We start from the raw sequence: 21,075 nt of genomic DNA, 5'->3' as shown, positions 1-21,075 counted from the left end.
CGCCTCACCTCTTCCGGTAGCTCATCGGGCAGTGCACGAGCTTCTTGTTGAGCAGCCAGCGGTCCCGGCAGTCCAGGCCGCGCGCGGGGTCGTGGTGGACGGGCAGCTTGCACTTGGGCGCGGTCTCGTCGCACGGGCACAGCACGACCGCCTCGAACGGCCGCAGGCTGTGCCCGCAGCCCGCGCAGCGCACCCGCTTGGGCAGGTCGGCGACCATCCACGAGGTCGGCTTGAGCCGCTTGGCGACCTGGTTGAGCGCGTCCAGCTTGTCGATGGCGGCGTAGAACTCGGCGGTCATCGCCGGGTCGTCCTGCTGCCCGACGGCCGCGTCCCCGTGGCACGGCAGTTCCTCGCCGGCGTGCACGACGCGGGCCGCGCCGTCGGCGGTGGCGTGCTGGACGTGGACGCGGTCGTTGATCCGGAACGTGTGCCGGCACACCGGGCACACCTGCTGGCCGCCCGCGACCCAGAACGAGTTCGCGGTGGTCACCGCGGGCCCGTCGACGCCGGAGTTGGTGCGGTCCTGGCCCCGCCGCAGGCCCTCGTTGAACCCGTCCTCGGCGGCCAGGTCGACGGTCGGCTGCGGTGCGCGGTGCTCCGGTGCGGCGGGCTCTGGTGCGGGGTGCTCGTTCATGCGGTGCCCTCCAGGTAGCGCATGCCGGAGACCGGGCAGCCGCGCAGCCCCATCTCGGCCAGGCCCGCGTCGTAGCCGCGGCGCAGCGTGCCGCCGTGGCCGAGCGCGGTGTAGAAGCCGCGGGTGAACGCGGTGGCGCACTCGTCGCCCAGCGGGATCGTGGAGCCGATCACGGCCTCCGCGCGCGACCGCAGCGCCTCGGCGTAGCCGGTGGTGTAGCAGGAGTTGAGCAGGACGCAGCGCAGGTCGTCGAGCACGGCGAAGCTGCGCGCGAGGTCGTCCACCGCGACCGGGGCGGCGTTGCCCGCGTCGTCCTCGAACACCAGGCTGCCGTCCGCGGTGCCGTGCCCGGAGAAGTGCACGAGTTCGGGCTGCGCCTCCAGCAGCGCGGGGACGATGTCGCGGACGCGGGTCGCCGGGTTCACCACCACCGACAAATTCCGCAATCGTGCGGATATCTCCAGAATGGTGCGGTGCTCGACGTCGAGCCGAACTCGCGCCGCATTAGTCGGCGACGACAACAGGCACAGCGCGCGACCCGGTCCGGAACCGGCCGCCAACCGCCGCAGTTGCGCATTCGCCGGATACCACTCGAGCGCCGCGAGCAGGAGCTTTTCCAAGTCGAGTGGAAAACCGCCGTGATCGATCCGGCGGCACACCTCCCGCCAGAACTGCTCGGGCGGCAACGAGTCCGGCGGTGGCACGCTGGAGGCGGGCACACCCGCGTCCTCCAGCAGCGCCAAGCAGGACGAGCGGTCCCCGAACAACGTCCCGAGCAGGGCGAACGCGCCTTCGCGCCGGAGTTGCCGGAACGTCACCCGACCCACGCGCTCTCCATCTTTTCGGCATTAGCGGATGGACGCCCCCAGTGTCGCGCATTCGGCGGGCGGTGTTACGGAGTTCCGGAAACTTCCGGCGGCCAATAGGCCGTTCGGTGTCATCTCGGCGACTTCGCTCGCAGGCGGCTCCCGCGGTGTCTACCGTCGCGGACATCCGGGTTCGACTCCTCGACCGACTCCCTGGGAAGTGCATGACCGAACAGCTCCAGTTGATCCTCGCGGGCGACTTCGGACGCGGTTTGCAGACCTACGACGTCGAGTTCGACGGGCGGCGGCGACTGGACGGACCGCTGCTGTCGCGGTACGGCCGCAACCGGGTCAACGAGCCCGTCGCGCTGCGCTCGGCCGGCCCGGACCCCGAGTCCGTGGTGCTGCTGCGCCGCGAGGTGGACGCCCTGACCCGGCTGCGCGGCCGGCTCACCGAGCGCCGCTACCCGACCCAGCTGACCCGGCTGATCGGGCACAACCCGGACCACGAGCCGCCGTACCTGCTGCGCACCAACCGGGGCGAGCCGTTGAGCCGGCTGGAGATGCCGCTGCGCGCCGACGTCCTGGGCCCTGTGGTGGACGACCTGGTCCGCATCCTGCGCTACCTCGCGGTCAGCGGCCTGGTGCACCGCCGGATCGGCCTGTCCACGCTCCACTGGGACGGCGAGGGCCTGCAACTGGTCGACTTCGAGCACGCCGTGCTGTCCGGCCTGCCCGCGCCCGCGTGCTCGTGCTGCCCAAACCGCCCGCCGCCCGAGGGCACCGCGCGCCGCCAGGACGACCTGCTGGACGCGGGACTGGTGCTGTACCGGCTGTTCACCAACGAGGACGTCACCGACCCGGTCGAGGTGCGCCGCCGGTTGGCGCTCCAGGACGTCGTGGTCCGCGACCTGCTGGCGGGCGTGTTCGACCCGGACCGCACCCGCCGCCCGGACCCGCTGGCCCTGCTGCGCCGCCGCAAGCTGCCCGACCCGCTGTCCGGTTCCGGCCGCCCGGTGACCACGATCGCCGACCGGGAGACCGGCGGGGTGGAGGCGTTCGAGCGGCTGCGCGCCGAGCAGCGCGCGTTCGCGGCCTGGTACCAGCAGAACGCGCACGTGTTGCTCAAGGAGCCGGTGTCGCCGACCCGGGTCAAGGCGATCGTGTGGACGTCGGTCGTGGGGCTGGTGGTGCTGGTCGTGGTGCTGTGGGGGGCGCTGTCGTGAGCCAGTCGCCGGTTCGGTGGGGGTGGCTGTCGTGAGCCGGTCGCCGAGTTCGTTGCAGTGCCCGATCTGCCTGCACACCGTGCTGTGGTCGGCCGCGCCCGTGGTGGTGCTGGACGCGCAGGGCGAGGAGACGCCGTTCCAGCCGCTGCCCGGGGAGAACCAGGAGGTGCTGTTCAACCGGCTGGCCACCGCCTACCGGGTGTGCACCGGCGGCGGCACCCGGCACTACCTGCCCCACGACTACGGCGACTACGACGAGCGCGTGGTGGTCGGCGTGATCGGGCAGGGCGCGGCGGGCAAGAGCCACCTGCTGGCCGCGATGGTCGGCCAGCTCATGCGCCGGGCCGCGCCGCTGCGCGACATCGGGCTGCTGGTCGAGCCGCTGGACCTGCGCATCCACCAGCGGTACATGAGCACGGTCGTGGAGCCGTTCCTGGGCCGGCGGCAGCGGCTGCGCGCGACGCCGGCGACGGCCATCGAGTTCGCCGACGCCTTGAAGGTGACCAACCTGCGCACCGGGCGGCGGTTCGCGCTGACGTTCTTCGACGTGGCGGGCGAGGTGCTGGAGCGGGTGGACCCGTCGGTGGCGTTCATCGGCGCGGTCAACGCCCTGGTGTTCGTGATCGACCCGGAGACCGTGCCGAACCTGTTGCGCGGCAGGCCGGAGACCACCGGCGACGCGGCGTTCGACGTGACGTTGGGGCGGATCTCGGCCATCCGCAACCGGCGGCGGCTGCCGTACCTGCCGATCCCGTCGGTGTCCGTGGTGGCCAAGGCGGACCTGCTGCGGTTCCGCTCGTCCAAAGTGGACCACTGGTTGTCGCGGGACGCCGAGGCGGAGGAGTTCGACTTGAGCACGGTCGAGGAGGAGAGCCGGGACGTGTACTCCTACCTGTTCGCGCGCGGCGCGCACCGGTGGCTGGCCCCGGCGGAGCGGTGCGCGTGGTCGACCCTGCACTTCGCGTCGGCGGCCGGGACCAGTCCGGAGGGGGCGGAGTTCCCGGCGGTGGCGTTCCGGCAGCGGCGGGTGCTCAAGCCGTTGCTGTCGTTGCTGGCGATGAAGGGCGTGCTGACGCCGACGCCGGTCGGGGGGTGGGTGTGAACGCGGACCTGTCCCGGGTCGACCAGGTCGTCTACCGCTGGTCGGCGCGTTCGCTGCTGGGCCGGCGGGGTGTCGGGCCGGTGGCGTCGTCGCTGCCGCCGGACGCGCTGGACCAGTGGGACCAGCGGCTGCACGAACTGGTGTGGGCCGCGCCCGGTCCGCCCGGGTTGGTGTTCCTGGACTTCGACGGCGTGAAGGTGCTGATCCACAAGAAGGACGTGCCCGACGCCAACGGCCGCGAGGGTTCGGCTTTGGCGCACGTGCTGATCGGCCGTTCCCTCAACGCCTGGCACGCCCTGGGTCTGTCCACGTGGGACGGTTGGAGCGGCGAGGGCGACGAAGTCGGTGTCGATCTGGAGGCCTTGCACGCGGGCTGGCTGCACGCCGCCGCCGAGCAGGGCCTGTGGTCGTTGCGCGGTTCGGTGCGCGACCTGTCGCCGGGGCTGGTCGGGGACTTCGTCGCGACCCTGCTGGCCGAGCCGGGCGCGGCGCTGACCGTGGTCGACCCGCCCGCGCCGCCGGTGGAGCTGCTGTGCGCGTGGCTGGACATCACCGGCGAGCCGCTGACCTTCGCCACCGCCGAGCCCGGCGACACCGGCCGCCACCTGCCGCGCGTCGTGTTCCTCACCGCCGCGTCGGGCTTCTCCACCCACGCCACCACCCGCACCCGGGTCCGCTTGGGTGGACCACGTGAGGCGAACCCGTTGCGGCACTTCACCTTCGCCTTGGCCAGCCGCTACTCGCGCCGGGGTTGCGAGGCAATGACAGCGCTGCTACCCGCACAACCACTGGCCACCGCCCGCGATGTCGAGGCGTGGGCGCAGCGGGTCCAGTTCAAGCCCGGGGTGCTGGCCGACGTGATGGACCTGCTCAGCCGGTCCACCAGGGGTGAGTTGACGCCCGTGGAGGAGGACGTGCTGCGGTCGGGGGTGGTGGACGAGCACATCGTGGAGCAGATCCGGCAGACGCCCGATGGCGACCTGGCGAACACTTTGGTGGACGTGCAGGCCAACGGGAGTGCGACAGCGCGGGCGTCCGAGCACCGGATGTTGGGCGAGCTGGCGCGGCGGATGGCGACCCGGCCGTTGTCCGAGCCGGCCCGCAAGCTGTTGCCGTTCTTGCGTTTCGACAGCACGACCTTGGTGAAGGAGTTGGCGCGCACCAAGCCTGTGGCGCACGGTGTGGAGTCGTGGCAGGAACTGGTGGCGTTCGTAGGATTGCTCACCACTTTCTCCCTGACCGACGAACGATGCCTGGGCCTGGTCTTCCAAGCAACGTCCAGACTCCAAACCGCGACCCTGTTGCGTTGGCTGCACGAGGACGGCGCGCGCGAACCCGCGACGTGCGAGTTGGTGCTGCGCAGCCTGCCCGGTCGCAAGAACTCCGGCGACCAGCGCAAGGCCGCGCGGGAGGCGTTCCTCACGGGTGATGCTTTGGCGCAGGTGGTGGACGTGCTGCGCCCCCAGAGCGCGAGCGCCGCCGTGCCGCTGTACGACGTGCTGGTCGGGACGGTGTTCGGGCCGGACTTGGGTAGCACCCGCATCATCGGCGACGTCCTGCGCTTGCTCCCGGCGGACGCGCCACCCGCGTTGCTGCACGTGTTGTACACGAGGGCGGACAACGCGCGCGTGCGCCGGTTGGTCGCGGACGCTGCGGCCAGGCGATATTTCGAAGGAAACGGATTGGCGGACCGATGACTCTCGAAGCCCTCGCCGACCGCTTCGACACCTGGGCCCGCCGTCCTGGTGCCGCCGCCGACGTGTTGCGCGGCATCGGCGAGGACCTGCGCGCCGGTGGCCATGCTCTGGTTGGCAGCCCGCTGGTTCAGTCCTACCCGCCCGAGGTGCTGCTACCCGATCAGGGGCGCCCCCGATGGGTGGCGTGGCTGGAGGTAGTGCGCGACCTGCTGGTCTTCGTCCCGGTCGGCTTCACGTGGTGGCGGCTGAGCGGCGCTTTGGAGGCGCACGAGCGTGCGAACAGCAACGAGTCCTTCTTGCTGGGCTGGCAGCGGGGGTTCGGTGGCCAGGTGCCAACTCTAGGCGGGACCGCCGCTTTCGTGGCCTTCATAGTCTTCGTGATCATCGCCCTAACCCTCGCCGCACACCTGTCGGGCAGCCGCCACACCGCAACCCAAGCCGACGACCGCGCAGCCCTGGCGCAGGACCTGGCAATGGCGACCGTCCTAGTGGGCCGAGTAGAGGTGGAAGGCGAAGTCCAACTAACCAAACGCCAGGTCCGAGACTTCGCCGCCCGAATCGGCGCCTCCAACTCGGCCCTGGTCAGCGCCCTCAAAGACACCGGCCAAACCATCGCCGGCGCAGTAAAAACCGGCCCAGGCAGCCACTTGCACAGCGCCCTGACCGAATGGACCCAAGCCGCCCGGGCCCTAAAGGACATGGGCACCGCCCTACAGGCCCCGGCTGAAACCCTATCGGCCCTCATCGCCCTGCACGAGACCGTAGTAGCTGACGGCCGAGCCCTTCAAGGCTCCCTGTCTTCCCTGATCGGCCAACTGGACCAGGCAACCCAACGGGCGGAGGCAGACGCCCAAAGCCACCGCGAGGTGGCCGGCGAGGTAGCCAGATCAGCCGAACGCTTGGGCGAATCCCTGGACGTCTTCCGCGAACGCACCGAAAGCCTGAGCGAACTGGTAGCCCAACTCCGCTACGCCCTGGACCGCATGGACCACCGCTACGACGGCTGGGACGACACTCCCCTGGACAACGCCCGCCCCATGTCCAACGGCGACCACCAATGACCCGCCAACGCAAACTTCACGTGGTGTTGTTGGCCGGCTGGCTTTTCGCCGACCTGTTCCTGGTCCTCTTCATAATCGGCCTGGAATCCACCCCCGGCACCGCCACAGCTTCCTCAACAACCACCACAACAACCACCACCACCACGACAACCGCCCCCACCACAACCACCACCGTCGCCGAACGCGTGCTCGACCGAACCCCGGTGAAGATCGAGGTAGAAGCAGACCTGGACCGGCTGGCAGCGGAGGGTCCGGACGGCCCGGTCGCGGCGGGCGTCCTGGACGCGGTAAGCCGAGAGGTAGCCGCACGCGGCCCGGGCCGAGCGGTAGGTTTCGTCCTGGTCTTCGCCGCCGGCCCTTTGGACGGCGTGGCCGAGGCCCAAGAGCGCGCGAAGATGGTTCTCAGCGCATTGCAATCCCGCCAACCGGCCTTCGCCGACGCCAGCGGCGAGGGCTTCTGGCGCGGCGGCACCGACATCCTGGAACTAGACATCTTCTTCTACCGCTGACCAATACCCCCGCCACCCTCGGGTCGCACCGCACGTCGGGCCGTGTTGCCGTGTCGGGTGGGGCCCGCCGGGTTTGACAGGGACTGCCGCATCGGGCCGCGTTATCGGCTACGCAGCCGGGCCGTGTTGTCGGCTAGGCCGCCGGGTCGCGCTTCGGGCCGAGTCGGCTGCAGAGGTGGCCAGGCCTGCTGGCTGGGTTGCGCGGCCGCGCCGGGGTTGTACCGATGGGCCGGGCCGCCGGGCGGAGCAGTCGTCCGGGGCTGGCGGGCAGGGTTGCCGGGGGGCGTGTGTCGGGCGAGGCCTGTCGGGTGGGGTTGCCGGGTGGGGCCGCGTTGCCGGGTCGGGTGTGCGTTGGTCGGGGCCTGTTGGGGTGCGGGCGGGGGTTGGTGGCGGTGTGGTTCGTGGGTTGGCTAGCGGTGGGTGGCGTGGGTGTGGGCGTGGGTGTGGGCGTGGGTGTGGGCGTGGGTGTGGGTTTTGTGGGGGAGGGGGCGGGGGTGGTGGCGGCGGCGGGAGGTTGGGCGGGTGGTGGTGTGGGGGTGGCCGGAGGGTGGGAGGACTGGGTGGGGGCGGCGGAGGACTCGGTGGGCTAGGGCTGCTCGGCGGTGTGGGGGTGCGGCGAAGACCGTGGTGGCGAAGGCGGTGGCGATCAAGGTGAGGGTGCCGGCCAGGACCAGGGTTTCGGGGGCGCCCAGGTGCTCGCACAGCCAGCCCAGAAGGGGTGCGCCTACGGCACCGGCTGCGGCGCCCACCGCGTGGTTGACCGCGAGAAGACGGCCGCGCATGCCGTCTGCGGTGTCCAGTTGCAGGCGGGTGCTCATGGTGGTGTCGATGACCACCGCGCCGGCTGCGATGGGTAGGAGGACTAGAGCGAAGCCCCAGGTGCCAGGCATCACGCCGCCGATGGCCTGGAAGATGCTTGTCACGCCTGCGGCGATGAGGAGGAGGCGGAGGGTGAGCTTCCGGCATGCCGACGCTGCCAGGCCGCCGACCACGGTGCCGATGGCGAAGATCGTTGACAGCACGCCGTAGTGGGTGGCGCTGTCGCTCATCGCGGCCATGGTCACCTGGTAGTTGCGGCCCAGGCTGGACAGCACGAAACCCAGCGCGAACAGCAGCAAGAGGCGGCCGGACGCGGTGACGTAGCGGAGGCCTGCCCGCACACCGGCCTGTTCGCGGGGGCTGACCGCCAATGGATGCAGTTCGTGAGTGCGCATGGCCAGGACGGCAACTACCACTGCCATGAAGCTGAACGCGTTGATCACGAACAGGGCTGGAGTGCCCAGTGCCGCAGCCAGCACTGCGGCGCTGCTCATGCCCAGGATTCGGCCGGTGGAGCTGAGCACCGAGCCGAGCGCCAGGGCGTTGCCCAGGTCCTCGCGCGACACCACCTGGCCGCCGAACCTGCCGAGCGCGGGGCCGTCGAACACCGAGACGAGGCCGGCTGTGGCGGTCAACGCGAAGAGGACCGGGATCGGCGCGTTCTGCCACACGGCGAACGCCAGGATGCCGGCGATCAGGGCGTGCAGCGACTGGCAGGTGAGGATGATGTTCCGGACCGGCAACCGGTCGGCCAACGACCCGGCCCACGGCCCCAGCAACACCGACGGCAAGGTGCCCGCGAGCACGGACAGGCCGACCGTGGCGGCGGAGCCGGTGCGCTCCATGACAACCCAGTTGAGGCCGATCAACTGCATCCACGTGCCGGTGACCGACACCAGGTCGGCCACCGCCCACAGGCGGTAGTTTCGGCCGCGCAACGCGCGGAACATCGGGGCTCCCTGTACACGATCCTCGGGGCCTCGACGTGCCCTGCGAACGGCGTACACAGTAGGCGTCGGTTCTCGCCTCCAAACCCTGTTGATCAGTGAATTCCTTCACGTAACGCGGGAACACGCACGGCGCACCACGTTTTCGACCTGTGGCGCCGGGCACCCCTCGGCCGGGAGGTGGCTGTGATGACCGAACCGGAACCGACCGAACACGAGGACCCGGAGGAGTTCGCGGAGGAAGCGGGCGTGGACCCCACACCCCAGGAGGTCGACCACTACCGGGAACTGGCGGAGGAAGTACCGCCCTGGTCCGAGCCCGACGAGCCGCAATAACGGACGGGGGTGGGTGTTGGGATGCGGCTGCCGCGGTGACTTGTGGCGGCTGGTGGACGGGGGTGAGTGTTGGCGGCAGGCGGCTCCTTGTGGGGGTTGGTGTCGGCTGGTGGGGATTGGCCGGCGGTGTGGTGGAGCTGGAATCGGTGGGCAGGAGTGGCGCGCTGGGTGCGCCCGCCCGCCGTGCTGGTGGGCGCGGCGGGCGAGCGTGAATGGGGGTGGGCGCGGGCGAGGGTGGGGGTGTCGGGTGGACGTGGTGGCCCGGTGGGGTGGCGGCCCGGTGGGGTGGCGGCCCGGTGGGGGTGGGCAGCTAAGCCGGGTTGGTTAGTAGGAGCCGGTGAGGAGGTCGGTCAGGGCTGTGGGGTGGTGGGGTTCCAGCCGACCGACTTGCGGGTGGCTGTGGAGGTCACGGTCTGGTCCAGGGCCAGGGCGTCCGCGAACTGCTCGCCCACGACCTCGGCGGCGGTGGGCCACGGGTGGGCTCGGCCCTGGCCGCCGGCTGCCTGGTCGGCTGCGGCGGCCAGCGCGACGGTGGAGACGGCCTCCTCCGACACGCCGTGCAGCACGGTGCCGGGGCTCGGCGGACTCCACGGCCAGGGCGAACAACTCCGCCAGGTCGTCCACGTGGACCATCGGCCACCTCGTTGTCACCGCGCCGGCGTAGCGGCCGGCACCGTCCTCCTTCGCCCAGCCGACGAGCATCGACGGGATGCCGCCCCCGCGGCCGTGCACGATGCCGGGCCGCAGCACGACACCGCCCGCTGTCAGCACCTGCTGCTCCAGGCGCGGCCGGTAGCCGACGATGGGCAGGGGGTTGGTGGGGGCGTCTTCACCCAAGGGTGTGTCGCCCGATGCGCCCAGGACCCACACGCCGCTGGTGTAGACGACGCGAGCGCCACTGTCGAGCAGCGCTGCGAGGGCCGCCTTGCCCGCCTGCTCGTCACCCGGCGGCGGCGCTACGTGGACCACCGCGTCGACACCGGCGGCCGCGCCGGCCGGCGACGTGGGGTCGGTCAGGTCGCCCACGCGCACCTCGTACTGGCCGCCTTCGACCCCGCTCCGGCTCAGCGCCACCACCTCGTGGCCGCGCTCGACCAGCGCCTCCGCCACCGCGGACCCGATGTACCCGGTCGCTCCGATCACCAAGGTCTTCACTGTCGTCCCCCTGTCCGGTAAGCTTCTCAACGTCGAGATAATTCATATCAAGAGGATTGTCTCGATGTCAAGAGTTTTAACGTTGAGAGTTTGGAGGGGCTGGCCTTGGGCGCCGATCAAGCCGCACGAGCCGAGCGGGACGCGGTCGACGAGCTGACAGCCCAGTGGGAGCGCGAACGGCCCGACGTGGACGTTTCGCCCATGGGCGTGATCGGACGGGTGTCCCGGCTGTCGCGGGTCTTCGAGCGCAGGCTGAAGGACTACTTCGCCACGCACGGCCTCGAACCCTGGGAGTTCGACGTCCTCGCCAGCCTGCGCCGCTCCGGCGCGCCCTACGAGCTGACCGCGGGCGCGCTGCTGAAGTCCGCGATGGTCACCTCGGGCGCGATCACCAACCGCATCGACCGGCTGGAGGCGAAGGGCCTGGTCCGCCGCGGCCAGTCGCCGGACGACCGCCGCTCCGTGCGGGTCCGGCTGACCGACGAGGGCCTCAAGGTGGTGGACGACGTCCTCGTCGGCCACATCGCCAACGAGGAAGCGCTCCTGGCACCCCTGTCACCGATGGAACGGGAGTTGCTGATCAAGCTCCTGCGCATGCTCCTGGTCGAGCACGGCGACACCAGCCTCGGCTAACCCAGGGGGTGGATGGTCGTGCTCAGCAGACGGCCGTGGGCGCCGAAGGTGAAGTGGGTCGGGGACTCGCCGGACTCGTCCAGCCCGAACAACGCCCCGTGCGACCGCATCCGGGTCACGTCCCGGTGGTCGGCCACGGTCACCGCCGCACACGGGATCACCTTCTCCCGCCACGTGAACACGTAGATCCCCGGCCGCAGCTCATACGTCGTGTTCTCGTCGGTGTCCGCCAAGCCCTTCTCCGGCCCGGCCAGGCACTGCCACGTGTACCAGTGCGCGCTGAGGTACACGTGCTCGTAGGTGTGCTCCGTGCTGTAGACCCACATCGCCCGCCTCCCGATCAAGGCCGGGCTCGGCGCCGGAACGGGACCGGTGGCTCCCGGCAGGGCGAAGGGCGTGAAGCGCTGGGTGACCCGGGGCGTCCCGGTGTCGTTGATCGTGGTGGTCACCAGCAGCGCCCGGTTCGCCCGCACGTCCAGGAACAGCGAGAACGCCTCGCGCCCTCCCGGGTGGAACTGGCTGTAGTACAGGTCGTCGTCCACCGGGAACGTCTCGCACGGGTGCGTCCCGCCGTCCCACTCGACGGACGAGCCCGTGAAGCGCACTGGCCCGTCCAAGCCGAACGAACGCCCGTCCAGATCGGCGACCGTGGGCGCCTTGTTCTGGTCGAAGCCGGGGGCCAGGCCGTCCAGGGGCAGCCAGGTGGAGGTGTCCGACAGCGTCGTCATCGCGGTCCTTTCCCGGGGGTGCCGGCAAGTCTGGTGCCGGCGGCACCACGGCGGAACGGCGCGCGAGAACCCCGTGCGGCGCGAGACAAACGCGGTGCACAGGCGGCCAACCTCACCGGGCGCGCACACCCGAAGCGGCCAACTCGACCGTGCGGGCGATGCGGCGTTCCCGCGTCTCCGGTCGCTTCGCCCCCACCACCCACGCCACGATCAGCCGCTTCGACGACGGCGGGAAGGTCGCGAAGTGCTCCCGGGCCGCGGGGGAGCGGTCCAGCGCCGCCACCAGGTCGGCCGGCACGGTGTCCGGGTCGGGCACCGGGTCCCACGTCCCCGCCGCCTTCGCGAGGTCGATCACGGCCTGACCGGCGGGTGTCATCAGACCCTCCGCGATCATCCGCTCGGCCCGCTCCCGGTTCACCCGGCTCCACGTGCTGCGCGTCGTGCGCGGGGTGAAGCGCAGGCGGGATGAGTGTTCGTCGTTCTTGCGGTGGTGGCCGTCGATCCACCCGAAGCACAGCGCCTGCTCGACCGCCTCGGCGTAGCGGACGCTCGGCGTCGGGCTGTCCTTGTGGTGCAGCACCAGCCAAACCTCCTTGGCGGACGCGGAGTTCTCGGTCAACCAGGCCCGCCACTCGGCGGCGGTGGGTGCGCTGAACACGTCACGCCCCCAGCACGTCGAGGTAGTGCTGGTTGAACATGACGCCGAGGACGTTGCCGAACGGGTCGACCACGGACGCCGTCACGAACCCCGGACCGCGCTCGACGGGCTCCCGGTGCACCTTGCCGCCCAGCGCGACCAGCCGGTCGAACGCCCCCTGCACGTCGTCCACCGCCCAGTACGCGATGGCACCGCCGGGCTGCTCCGGCGCGGGCCCGGCGAACCGCCGGTCGATGATCCCCAGCTCGTGCTGGTAGTCGCCGATCCGGAACTCGATGTAGGCCGGCGCGCCGTCGACCTCGCGCACGAAGTACGGCTGGATGCCCAGCACCTCGGCGTACCACTCGCGCGCGGCGGCCAGGTCGTCGGCGAAGAAGCTGATGGTGGTGAGTCCTCGCAACATCGGGGTGGCTCCTCTCGAACGGGCTGTTGGAGACCATCCTCCGAGTCAAAGTGCTCACCAGCTGAGCAGTTTTCCGGACCAAAAATCAGCGCAGGTTCGCGCGAAGGTCCAACGCGGTCACATGGTGCTCCCGCGCCTCGGCGACCCGGCCCAACTCGGTCAGCGCCTCGGCCATGGCCTCGTGCACGCGGGCCTGTTCGGCCTGGTAGCCGGTCTGCCGGCTCAACTCCAGCGCCTCTTCGAACCGGGGCAGCGCGGCTTCCGGGCCGTCCAACCGGCGCGTGGTGCGGGCGGCGTCGAAGAGGATGCCCATGCGCAAAGTGCGCACCACGCCGGCGGAGAACTCCAACGCCTGCTCGAAGTACCGGTAGGCCGTCGGCTTGTCGCCCAAGTGCCCGTACAGCACGCCCAACGCGCCCAACGCGACCGCGCCCAAGCCGGAGTCCTTCAGGTCCCGCGCGATCTCCACCGCCTCCTCCAACCGCGTGCGGGCCTCGTCGTAGCGGCCGAAGTGGATGTCCTGGTCGCCGGAGTTGATCTGCGCCACCGCCACGCTGTGCCGGAACCCGCCCCGCCGCGCCGCCGCCAGGGCACGCGCGTGGAACCCCGCCGCCTCGGCGTTGCGGCCCAGTTCGCCGACGGTGATGCCCAACTGGGTGGTGACCAGGTTCTCCAGCGCGAGGTCGTCGCCGACGACTTCCAGCGCCCGGTGCAGGAACGGCAGCGCCTCCTCGGGCCGGCCCAGGCGGGTCAGGCAGAACCCGCGGTTGGTCAGCGCGAACCCGTCGCCGGTGCGTTCGGCGGCCACGGTGTGCAGGGCCAGCGCGTCGTGCACCTGCGCGGTGGTGTCGAGGTACCGGGCCAGTGCCCGCGCGAGGTGTGCCGCGTGCCGGGGCCGGCCGTGCACGGCGATCGCGAGCAGGCACGCGCGTTCGTCGTCGACCCAGCGCATCGCCTCGCGGTGGGTCGGGAACGCGGGTTCGGGGCCGACCGGCGGCGGCACGGGCGGGCGGCGGTGCGGCTCGCCGGGGGTGAACAGGGCCGCCGCCACGGAGGCCGCGTGGCAGTAGTGGTCGCACAGCCGGTCGAGGGCGTCCGGGTCGTCGGCCAGTTCGCGGGCGTGCAGGCGGACCAGGTCGTGCATCCGATACCGGCCGGGCACGTGCTGCTGCACCAGGTGCGCGTCCTCCAGTTCGCGCAGCGCGCGCCGGAGGCGGGGCACGGGCAGGTCGGCCAGCGCGGCGGCCCCGGCCACCGCCACGTCGGGCCCCGGCACCAGCCCGAGCAGGCCGAACAGGCGCCGCGCGTCCGGGCCCAGGACGCGCAGCGACGCCGAGAACACCGCGCGCAGGCTGGTCGGCAGGTCACCGGTGTCCAGGGCGTCCAGCCGGGCGTCGCGGACCTCGTCGGCCAGCGCGGCCAGCGGCACGTGCGGCGCGGCCTTCGCGCGGGCGGCCAGGACGCCCAGCGCCAGCGGCAGCCCGCCGCCGTGCTGGGCCAGGACCTCGGCGGCCTCGGGTTCGGCGGCCACCCGGTCCGCGCCGAGGTGGCGGGTCAGGACGTCGGCCGCCGCCGGCTCGTCCAGCACGTCCACCGGCACGGGCACCGCCCCGCTGGTCGCGACCAGTCCGGTCAGCCGGTGCCGGCTGGTCACCAGGACCGCGCAGGACGTGCCGCCGGGAAGCAGCGGCGCGACCTGGCCGGTGTCGCGGGCGTTGTCCAGCACGACCAGCAGCCGCCGGTCCGCGGTCAGGTCCCGGTACAGGCTCGCCTGCGCGTCCGGCTCGGCGGGCACCTCGCGCGGCGGCACGCCCAGCGCGCCCAGGAACCCGCGCACCACCGCGTCCGGCGCGAGCGGTTCGGCGACCGGGTCGAACCCACGCAGGTCGACGTGCAGGCGGCCGTCCGGGAAGTCGTCGCGGTGGCCGTGCGCCCAGCGCAGCGCCAGCCACGTCTTGCCCACGCCGCCGCCACCGGTCAGCACGGCGACCGGGGCGCGGTCGAGGAGCGCGTCGAGCGCTTCGAGTTCCCGCTCGCGGCCGGTGAACGCGGCGGGCGCGGGGGGCAGCAGCTGCGGCACGCGCCTGGTCGGCTCGGCCAGGGTGGGGTCCGCGTCGAGGATCCGGCGGTGCAGTTCGCGCAGCTCGGGGCCGGGTTCGGTGCCCAGGTGCCGGACCAGCGCCTGTCGGGTGACCTGGTAGTGCCGCAACGCGTCGGCCGCCCGGCCGGTCCGGTAGAGGGCGAGCATGAGCTGCCCGGTGAGCCGTTCGTCCCAGGGGCGTTCGGCGGCGCGGACGGGCAGTTCGGCGAGCAGTTCGGCGTGCCGGCCGACCCGGAGGGCCAGGTCGACGCGGTGGGCCTGGGCGGCTTCGCGTTCGGCGGCCAGCGCCTGCCGCTCGGCCTCGACCCACGGCGTGTCCAGGCCCGCGAACGGGTCCGCGGCGGACAGCGCCAGGGCCTCTTCGACCAGCTTCAACGCGTGCGCGGTGTCGTCGAGGCGGCGGGCGCGGGCGGTCAGGTCGCGGAAGCGGTGCAGGTCGACGTCGTCCGACTCGGCGTCGAGGAGGTAGCCGCCGGCGCGCCGGCCGATCGTGGCGGGTCCCAGGGCGCGGCGCAGGCGTGAGATGTAGGTCCGCAGGACGCCGTCCGCGCGCAACGGCGGCCGGTCGCCCCACACGCGGTCGATGAGCCGTTCGGTGGGCACGGGACGGTTGAGGTCGACCAGCAGCGCGGCGAGCACGCACCGCTGGCGGGTGTGGCCCAGGTCCAGCCGGACGCCGTCGACCACCGCCTCCACCGCGCCGAAGACCCGGAACTCCACGCGTCCCCTTCTACCGGGTCGCGCACGGCGGGTCCAACACGGTTGAGGCACCCGTGGGGCGGGTGGTGGTCCGCCCCACGGGTCGTCGCGTCAGAACACGTAGCACTCTGTGGCCGACTGGGCCGCGAAGCCCGCCGCCCGCACGTCCGCCGCCGCGAGCGAGCCCGCGAACCGGCGGTCGACCTCGGCCCGCTCCGCCGCGTTGGGCAGGTCGTTCTTGCACGACACCGGGGCGCTGGAGCCCGACATCAGGTCGGCGCACAGGCCGGTGCGCCGGTCCGGCAGACCCAGGATGTGGCCGATCTCGTGGGTCGAGATGCGCGGCCGGTAGTAGCCCTGCTGGACGGCCTGGCGGCCCATGTAGACGGTGCCGTTGCCCAGCGACGTCACGTAGGCGCGCGGCCAGCCGTTGTCCGCGTAGATCCGGATGTTGGTCGGCGTGCCCGCCGACTTCTTGACGAGCCGGACGTTGACCACGGAGGCGTTCCAGTTCGCCGCGGCCTTGTCCCAGTCCGCCGCGAACTCCTGGGCCTGGCTGGTGTCGTAGTACAGGGTGCGCACCAGCGCCTGGGGCTGCGCGGCCTCCGCCGACGCGCTGGGAGCGGCGACCGCGACGAGCGGCAGCAGCATCCCCAGCGCGACCACGGCGGCGCGTGCGACCTTTCGCACGAGCATGGTGATCTCCTTGTGTACAGGGAAAATCGGGAGCCGGTGACAGGGAGGCTCCCGCTACCCGAACCAACCAGTCGTGACGCGCCGCCACCAGACCCGTACGTAGGGTTGTGTGGACCTTTGCCCGGAGGGCTGCGCCGTTCGGCCCGGTCAGAGCCCCTGGGTGCGGAACTTGTCCAGGACCCGGCGTTCGCGCTTGGTGGGCCGGCCCGCGCCCCGGTCGCGGCGGGCGACGGGCAGTTCCGGCGGCGGCGGGGGAGTGCGGTCGATGTAGCAGGCGGCGGCGTCGGCCGCGCCGACCCGCTTCTGGATGACCCGCACCACCTCGACCACCTTGGTCGTGTCGCCGACGCGGGCGCGCACCTCGTCACCGGGGACGACGGTGGTGGCGGGCTTGGCGGGCTTGTCGTTGATCCGCACGTGCCCGCCCCGGCACGCCGCCGCCGCGTCCGGGCGCGTCTTGGTCAGCCTGACCGCCCACAGCCAGCGGTCGATGCGGGTCGACTCCACCCGTTCACCCTACGGTGATGACGACTTTCGCCCGCGCGTGCTCGTCCTCGACGTACCGGATCGCGTCCGGGACCTCGGCCAACGGATAGGCGCGGTCCACCACCGGGGCCACGGTGCCCGCTTCGACCAGGGCCTTGAGCGCGGTGAGGTCGGCCAGCCTGTTCACCACCCGGATCCGCGGCCGGGTGAACGCGGCCACCGCCTGCGCCTTGATCAGCAGGGCCATCGGCCCGAACACGCTGCCGCCGGTGGACACGCCGCCGCCGGACAGCACCAGCGACCCGGTCGGGGTGACCGCCCGCCGCAGCTCGGCCGGCGACCGGTTGCCCACCAGGTCCAGGACCAGGTCGTGCTGCTCGCGGGTGAAGTCCTCGCGGGTGTAGTCGACGACCCGGTCCGCGCCCAGTGACCGGGCCAGGTCGGCGTTGCGCGGGCTGCACACGGCGGTCGTGGTGGCTTTAGTGCCTGTGTTGGACGAGGTGGTCGAGGCGGCGTCGGGGGCGGGGCGGACGGTGGGGCCGGGACGGTTGCTTGCGCCGGCTGATCCCGGCGTGGTCAGGGGCGGCCCCAGATGTCGGTGGGCGGTGGGCCGGTCAGGCGGGCCACGTCGAGGGTGTGCAGGGGTTTGCTGCGCTTGCGGAGCCTGGCCAGGATCGAGCGCTGGCGTTGGGCCAGCTCGGTGATGATGGTGGTGGGCGCGGTGTCGGGGTTGGGGGTGTTCCGGTACCAGTTGCCGAGGATCTCCAGCGAGAAGTCCACGACGTGGGAGCCGCCGGTGCCCAGTACCAGGTCGCCTTCCGTGCGGAACTGGCCCGAGTGGAAGGTCAGGTTCCGGGCTGTGTAGAGGGCGTCCAGGAAGGTCGCCATGCGCTTTTGGGCGTCCTGGAGCCAGGCGGCGCAGGCTGACGGGGTCGACAGGCGGTGGGACCAGTCGGTCACCTGTTGCGCGGCCAAGGGGGAGGTGTGGGCGAGGACCTTGGCCAGGGCGTCGCGGGCGGTCGACAGGGAGGGTGGGTCGGTGTCTCGTGGGGGCAGCAGGAGGTCCACCCAGGTGTTGAGGTCGTGCAGGCGGGTGAAGCCGTCGCACTTGGCGTAGTCGTTGACCACGGCCAGGTTCTCGGTCAGGGATTCGGCGAAGCGTTGGTGTGCCTGGGCTTCGAGGAGTTCGGCGCGCTCCTGGGTGGCGCGGGCGTGCAGCGGGGCGTAGTCGGGGTGGTCGGTGGGGCACGCTTCCAACGCGCGGTCGAGGGCGTTGCTGCGTTGCTCCAAGACTTCCACGCGGGACCGGGCGGCGCGGACCGTGGCGGTGGCCGACTGGTGGAGTTGTTGGTGCGCCTCGACGACCTGTTGGCGCATCGCTTGCAGGGCCAGTGCGGCGGCCAGGTCACCCCGGTTCTCCAGACCGCACGCCTCAAGTGCGGCCCACGCCAACGCGGCGGCCGGGAGCGGGGCCTCCGTGACGCGCGCCACGTGGGCCATGCGGAGGCCGTTGCGCAACGTCTTGGGCCAGCCGGGCACGAGCGGATCGGCGCGTTTCACGGTGGTGCGGCGGGGTGCGAGGTGGCGGACCTGTCTGTCCACATCGGACACCAGGACGTCGTCGGCCAAGGAGAGCGTGACCAGGCGGTGCCCGGCCATGTACTGGTCCAGCAACTCCGACATGGTCCGCCGCGCGGCACGGCCGGCGCTGGGCGCGTCCACGGCGTCGACCTGGCAGGACGCCAGGCACGCGGCACCGTGGGTGGGGACGCCGGCCACGAAGGCGCGCAACCGGTTGGGGGAGCCGAAACCCAGCCGCCCGGGCTCGGTCAGCGCCGCCGACGTGGCCGTCGGGTCCAGCTCCGACAGGTGGGACAGGGCCGTGGCGCCGTGCACCACGACGGCCACCCGGTAGGGCTTCGGCGGTGGCAGCAGGAGGTCCAGGACCGTTCGGGCGTCGAGCCTGTCGGCCCGGTCGGCCAGTTCGCGGCACAGCGTGTCGTGGTCGCGGTCGGTCGCGGCGACCAGGCACGCCAGTTCGTCGGACAGCAGGTCGAGGCCCGCGATGGTGTTGAACGACTCCGGACCTTCCCAGACCGCGGTGAACGTCGACTCCAGGAACCGCCGCACGCCCGGCAGGAGGTCGCCGACCGCGGCGGCGGCATCGCGGGCCAGTTCCCGCCGCCGGCCCATCGGGATCTTGACCTGGTCGTCCAGCGCCCCGATCACCGAGTCGAGCACGCCCCGCACGTCCAGCAGCACGGGCTCGGGACCCCACTGGCCGATCCCGCGCTCCACCGCCGCGCGCGTCCCCTCGCACAGCGACCGCAGCAGCGACACCCGGGGCTGCGCGGTGTCGGCGAAGTTCTCCAGCACGGCCCGCGTCCGGGGCAACTCCGAGGCCATCCCGGCCAACGCGGACACGTGCCTGCTGAACAGCGACGTCCCGCTGACCGCCCGCAGCACCCGCTGCACCACGTACGTGCGGGTCCACGTGACGCCGGCGCGGCGGAACGCGGCGAGGAGGCGATGGTCGAAGCCGCTATAGGCCATGCACCCAACCTAGTTGTGCCGGTACCCACCGAACGGGTCGGGGAGCGCGGCCAAGTGCTGCTCGAACGTCGTGCGGCCCCCATCGCCACCGAGGTGGCCGCCCGCTCGGTAAGCCCGGAACACCCCGCCGGGCAGCGAGACCCGCACCACCCGCCGCCGCCGTCCGGTCGCCGCCAGGAACGACCGCGCCAAGTCGGGGACGTCCCGCACCTCAGGACCCCCGAAGTCGGGCGCGCGGCCCAAGGGCTCGCCGGTGGCCAACTCGGCCAGGCGCTGGGCGACTTCCGCGACCTCGACCGGCTGGACGGGCACGTTGGGCGCGAAGAGCAAAGGCAGGCTCGACAGCCGCGCGAAACCGACCCGCAGCAGGTCGTGGAACTGCGTCGCGCGCAGCACCGTCCACGGCAGCCCGGACCCGGCGACGACCTCCTCGGCCGCGAGCTTCCCCCGGTAGTAGGACAGCGGGACGCGGTCCACGCCGACGATCGACACGTACACCACGTGCGCGTCCCGGACGGCCTCCACCAGGTTGCGGGTCATGGTCACCTCGGCGGCCCGGCGCATCTCGGTCGCGCAGTGCACCACCGCGTCCACGCCCGCGACCGCCTCAGCGAGCCCGCGCCCGGTCTTGAGGTCCGCCGACACCAGCCCGGGACCCGACCGCCGGCTCACCACCCGCACGTCGTGCCCGGCCAGCCGTTCGACGACCAGCCTCCCGAGCACCCCTCGACCACCCGTCACCGCGATCCGCACCACCGGCTCCTCTCCGTCGACTTCCCCTCAGGAACCGGACAGGCCGCCGGAACGTGACACCCGGCCCGCCAGGAAGGCCAGTTTGGCGGGGTTCGCGACGATCCGCACCGCCGTGCTCGGGCACCAGGACGGCCACCAGCCGATCACCCGCCACCGACACCGCCGGCGCGCCGTTGCCCTCGGCGATCCGCAGCTCCAGACCGGCGCCGAACCGGTTGAGGCCGCCCAGCAGGTACCGGAGGACGCGCTCGCGCCCGACCACCGGCCGCAGCGCCGCCGACACCTCGCTGTTCGACGCTGTCCATCGGACCCAGGCCGTCGGGCGGGACGGGCTCGGGCAGCCACGGTCCGACGTACCGCTCGCGGCGGACCCGGGCCGAGGTGAGGTGGTTCAGGCACAGGTTGGTCACCACCCGGGTGAGCCAGGCCGACGGGTCGGTTCCAGCGCAGGTAGGCGTCCTGGAGCACGTCCTCCGCCTCGTGCGCCGACCCGAGCAGCCGGTAGGCCAGGCCGCACAGCCGCGGCCGGTGCTCCTCGAAGTCGGACGTCACGAGCGCCACGCGCGCTGGCGTGCGGTGAGTTCGGCGTACATGCGCTTGAAGTCCGCGTACTCGCGTGCGCCGAACGCCTCGGCGTGCCGGGCGTCGATGGCCGCCATGATCTCGTCGGACTTGGTCATGTGGTCGAGCCCCTTCTCCGTGGGCACCACCAGTTTCGCGCGCCGGTCGGTCGGGTCGGGTCGGCGTTCGACGTAGCCGAGGGCTTCCAGTTCGTCCAGCAGCTTGCCGATGACCTGCTTGTGCTGCCCGGAGTGGCGGGCGAGGTCGGTGGCGCGGGTGCCCTCGGGGTCGAGGTAGGCCATCACCGCGCCGTGCTGGGGCCGCAGGTCGGGGTGGCCGCGTTCGGCCAGCGTGGTGAACAGCTCCTCCTGCACGGCGAACATCAGCCGGCTGGTGAGCACGCCCAGGTCGGGGTCGGTCTGCTTCCGCTCGCTCCGGCGCAAGGGGCCTCCAGTGGTCAGTCCAGGTGATAGTCACCATGTTTGACTATCTCTACGGGTGACTATACCGTG

Annotated in this window: 21 protein-coding genes and 1 pseudogene; 7 read left to right on the top strand and 15 right to left on the bottom strand. The window is 72.1% G+C overall.

Translation table 11 applies throughout. The features are described 5' to 3' along the window. Positions 1-4 precede the first annotated feature (4 nt). On the bottom strand, positions 5-634 hold the full coding sequence (locus RIN75_RS09955) for a hypothetical protein (RefSeq protein ID WP_309111536.1): 630 nt from the start codon (positions 632-634) through the stop codon (positions 5-7). Beyond that, positions 631-1,461 carry an effector-associated domain EAD1-containing protein gene (locus RIN75_RS09950; RefSeq protein WP_309111535.1) on the bottom strand — a complete coding sequence of 277 codons (831 nt, stop codon included), beginning with the start codon at positions 1,459-1,461 and terminating at the stop codon, positions 631-633. Before RIN75_RS09950 ends, RIN75_RS09955 begins: the two co-directional genes overlap by 4 nt. A gap of 203 nt (positions 1,462-1,664) precedes the next feature. Between RIN75_RS09950 and RIN75_RS09945 the strand changes: the two genes are divergently transcribed. Genes RIN75_RS09945 through RIN75_RS09925 form a run of 5 tightly spaced genes read left to right on the top strand, consistent with a single transcriptional unit; the run spans position 1,665 to position 7,035 of the window. Beyond that, a complete protein-coding gene (locus tag RIN75_RS09945) occupies positions 1,665-2,666 on the top strand; it encodes a hypothetical protein (RefSeq protein WP_309111534.1) in 1,002 nt (333 codons plus the stop codon). 31 nt (positions 2,667-2,697) lie between these two features. After that, a complete protein-coding gene (locus RIN75_RS09940; protein ID WP_309111533.1) occupies positions 2,698-3,768 on the top strand; it encodes a hypothetical protein in 1,071 nt (356 codons plus the stop codon). Further along, the gene (locus tag RIN75_RS09935) at positions 3,765-5,465 is read left to right on the top strand and encodes a hypothetical protein (protein ID WP_309111532.1); all 1,701 of its coding nucleotides are present in this window, start codon (positions 3,765-3,767) and stop codon (positions 5,463-5,465) included. The genes RIN75_RS09940 and RIN75_RS09935 overlap by 4 nt, the downstream gene beginning before the upstream one ends. Beyond that, a complete protein-coding gene (locus RIN75_RS09930; protein WP_309111531.1) occupies positions 5,462-6,526 on the top strand; it encodes a hypothetical protein in 1,065 nt (354 codons plus the stop codon). Before RIN75_RS09935 ends, RIN75_RS09930 begins: the two co-directional genes overlap by 4 nt. A 23-nt stretch (positions 6,527-6,549) precedes the next feature. Beyond that, a complete protein-coding gene (locus RIN75_RS09925; RefSeq protein WP_309111530.1) occupies positions 6,550-7,035 on the top strand; it encodes a hypothetical protein in 486 nt (161 codons plus the stop codon). A 410-nt stretch (positions 7,036-7,445) separates the two neighbouring features. On the opposite strand, the gene RIN75_RS09920 is transcribed toward RIN75_RS09925, so the two are convergent. Beyond that, positions 7,446-8,804 (bottom strand): MFS transporter, encoded by a 1,359-nt coding sequence (locus RIN75_RS09920; RefSeq protein WP_309111529.1) that lies wholly within the window; start codon positions 8,802-8,804, stop codon positions 7,446-7,448. A gap of 186 nt (positions 8,805-8,990) precedes the next feature. Here RIN75_RS09920 and RIN75_RS09915 point away from each other — a divergent pair, with 186 nt between their 5' ends. After that, complete coding sequence (locus RIN75_RS09915) at positions 8,991-9,137, top strand: hypothetical protein (RefSeq protein ID WP_309111528.1); 147 nt, start codon at positions 8,991-8,993, stop codon at positions 9,135-9,137. A gap of 324 nt (positions 9,138-9,461) precedes the next feature. Here the strand turns inward: RIN75_RS09915 and RIN75_RS09910 are convergent, their stop codons facing one another. Further along, the gene (locus RIN75_RS09910) at positions 9,462-10,292 is read right to left on the bottom strand and encodes an NAD-dependent epimerase/dehydratase family protein (protein ID WP_309111527.1); all 831 of its coding nucleotides are present in this window, start codon (positions 10,290-10,292) and stop codon (positions 9,462-9,464) included. A gap of 90 nt (positions 10,293-10,382) precedes the next feature. Here RIN75_RS09910 and RIN75_RS09905 point away from each other — a divergent pair, with 90 nt between their 5' ends. Continuing rightward, the gene (locus RIN75_RS09905; RefSeq protein ID WP_309111526.1) at positions 10,383-10,925 is read left to right on the top strand and encodes a MarR family transcriptional regulator; all 543 of its coding nucleotides are present in this window, start codon (positions 10,383-10,385) and stop codon (positions 10,923-10,925) included. Here the strand turns inward: RIN75_RS09905 and RIN75_RS09900 are convergent. From RIN75_RS09900 to RIN75_RS09850, 11 genes and pseudogenes are all read right to left on the bottom strand, one after another. Beyond that, complete coding sequence (locus RIN75_RS09900) at positions 10,922-11,653, bottom strand: MoaF C-terminal domain-containing protein (RefSeq protein WP_309111525.1); 732 nt, start codon at positions 11,651-11,653, stop codon at positions 10,922-10,924. The genes RIN75_RS09905 and RIN75_RS09900 overlap by 4 nt on opposite strands. Before the next feature lie 112 nt (positions 11,654-11,765). Continuing rightward, positions 11,766-12,311, bottom strand: a complete 546-nt coding sequence (locus RIN75_RS09895; protein ID WP_309111524.1) for a YdeI/OmpD-associated family protein — start codon at positions 12,309-12,311, stop codon at positions 11,766-11,768. 1 nt (position 12,312) lies between these two features. Further along, positions 12,313-12,714: a VOC family protein gene (locus RIN75_RS09890; RefSeq protein ID WP_309111523.1), complete on the bottom strand. Its 402-nt coding sequence runs from the start codon at positions 12,712-12,714 to the stop codon at positions 12,313-12,315. 85 nt (positions 12,715-12,799) lie between these two features. Then, entirely contained in the window at positions 12,800-15,535 is a 2,736-nt protein-coding gene (locus RIN75_RS09885; RefSeq protein ID WP_309111522.1) for a BTAD domain-containing putative transcriptional regulator, read from the bottom strand. Between the two features lie 90 nt (positions 15,536-15,625). Continuing rightward, entirely contained in the window at positions 15,626-16,210 is a 585-nt protein-coding gene (locus RIN75_RS09880) for a snapalysin family zinc-dependent metalloprotease (RefSeq protein ID WP_309111521.1), read from the bottom strand. A gap of 147 nt (positions 16,211-16,357) precedes the next feature. Further along, positions 16,358-16,717 carry an RNA-binding S4 domain-containing protein gene (locus RIN75_RS09875; RefSeq protein WP_309111520.1) on the bottom strand — a complete coding sequence of 120 codons (360 nt, stop codon included), beginning with the start codon at positions 16,715-16,717 and terminating at the stop codon, positions 16,358-16,360. Positions 16,718-16,721: 4 nt separating this feature from the next. Next, positions 16,722-17,159 (bottom strand): zinc-binding dehydrogenase, encoded by a 438-nt coding sequence (locus tag RIN75_RS09870; protein WP_309111519.1) that lies wholly within the window; start codon positions 17,157-17,159, stop codon positions 16,722-16,724. Between the two features lie 113 nt (positions 17,160-17,272). Beyond that, complete coding sequence (locus RIN75_RS09865; RefSeq protein WP_309111518.1) at positions 17,273-19,249, bottom strand: hypothetical protein; 1,977 nt, start codon at positions 19,247-19,249, stop codon at positions 17,273-17,275. A 9-nt stretch (positions 19,250-19,258) separates the two neighbouring features. Further along, positions 19,259-20,002 (bottom strand): NAD(P)H-binding protein, encoded by a 744-nt coding sequence (locus RIN75_RS09860; protein WP_309111517.1) that lies wholly within the window; start codon positions 20,000-20,002, stop codon positions 19,259-19,261. 284 nt (positions 20,003-20,286) lie between these two features. Continuing rightward, a pseudogene (locus RIN75_RS09855) lies at positions 20,287-20,563 on the bottom strand (sigma factor); the annotation flags it as partial. After that, the gene (locus RIN75_RS09850) at positions 20,551-21,006 is read right to left on the bottom strand and encodes a MarR family transcriptional regulator (RefSeq protein WP_309111516.1); all 456 of its coding nucleotides are present in this window, start codon (positions 21,004-21,006) and stop codon (positions 20,551-20,553) included. The gene RIN75_RS09850 and the pseudogene RIN75_RS09855, both read right to left, overlap by 13 nt. Positions 21,007-21,075 lie beyond the last annotated feature (69 nt).

The sequence above is a fragment of the Saccharothrix sp. genome, assembly GCF_031180885.1.
GTDB lineage: Bacteria > Actinomycetota > Actinomycetes > Mycobacteriales > Pseudonocardiaceae > Actinosynnema.
The sequence above is the reverse complement of the archived record's forward strand: the minus strand, read 5'-3'. Positions and strand labels throughout refer to the sequence as shown.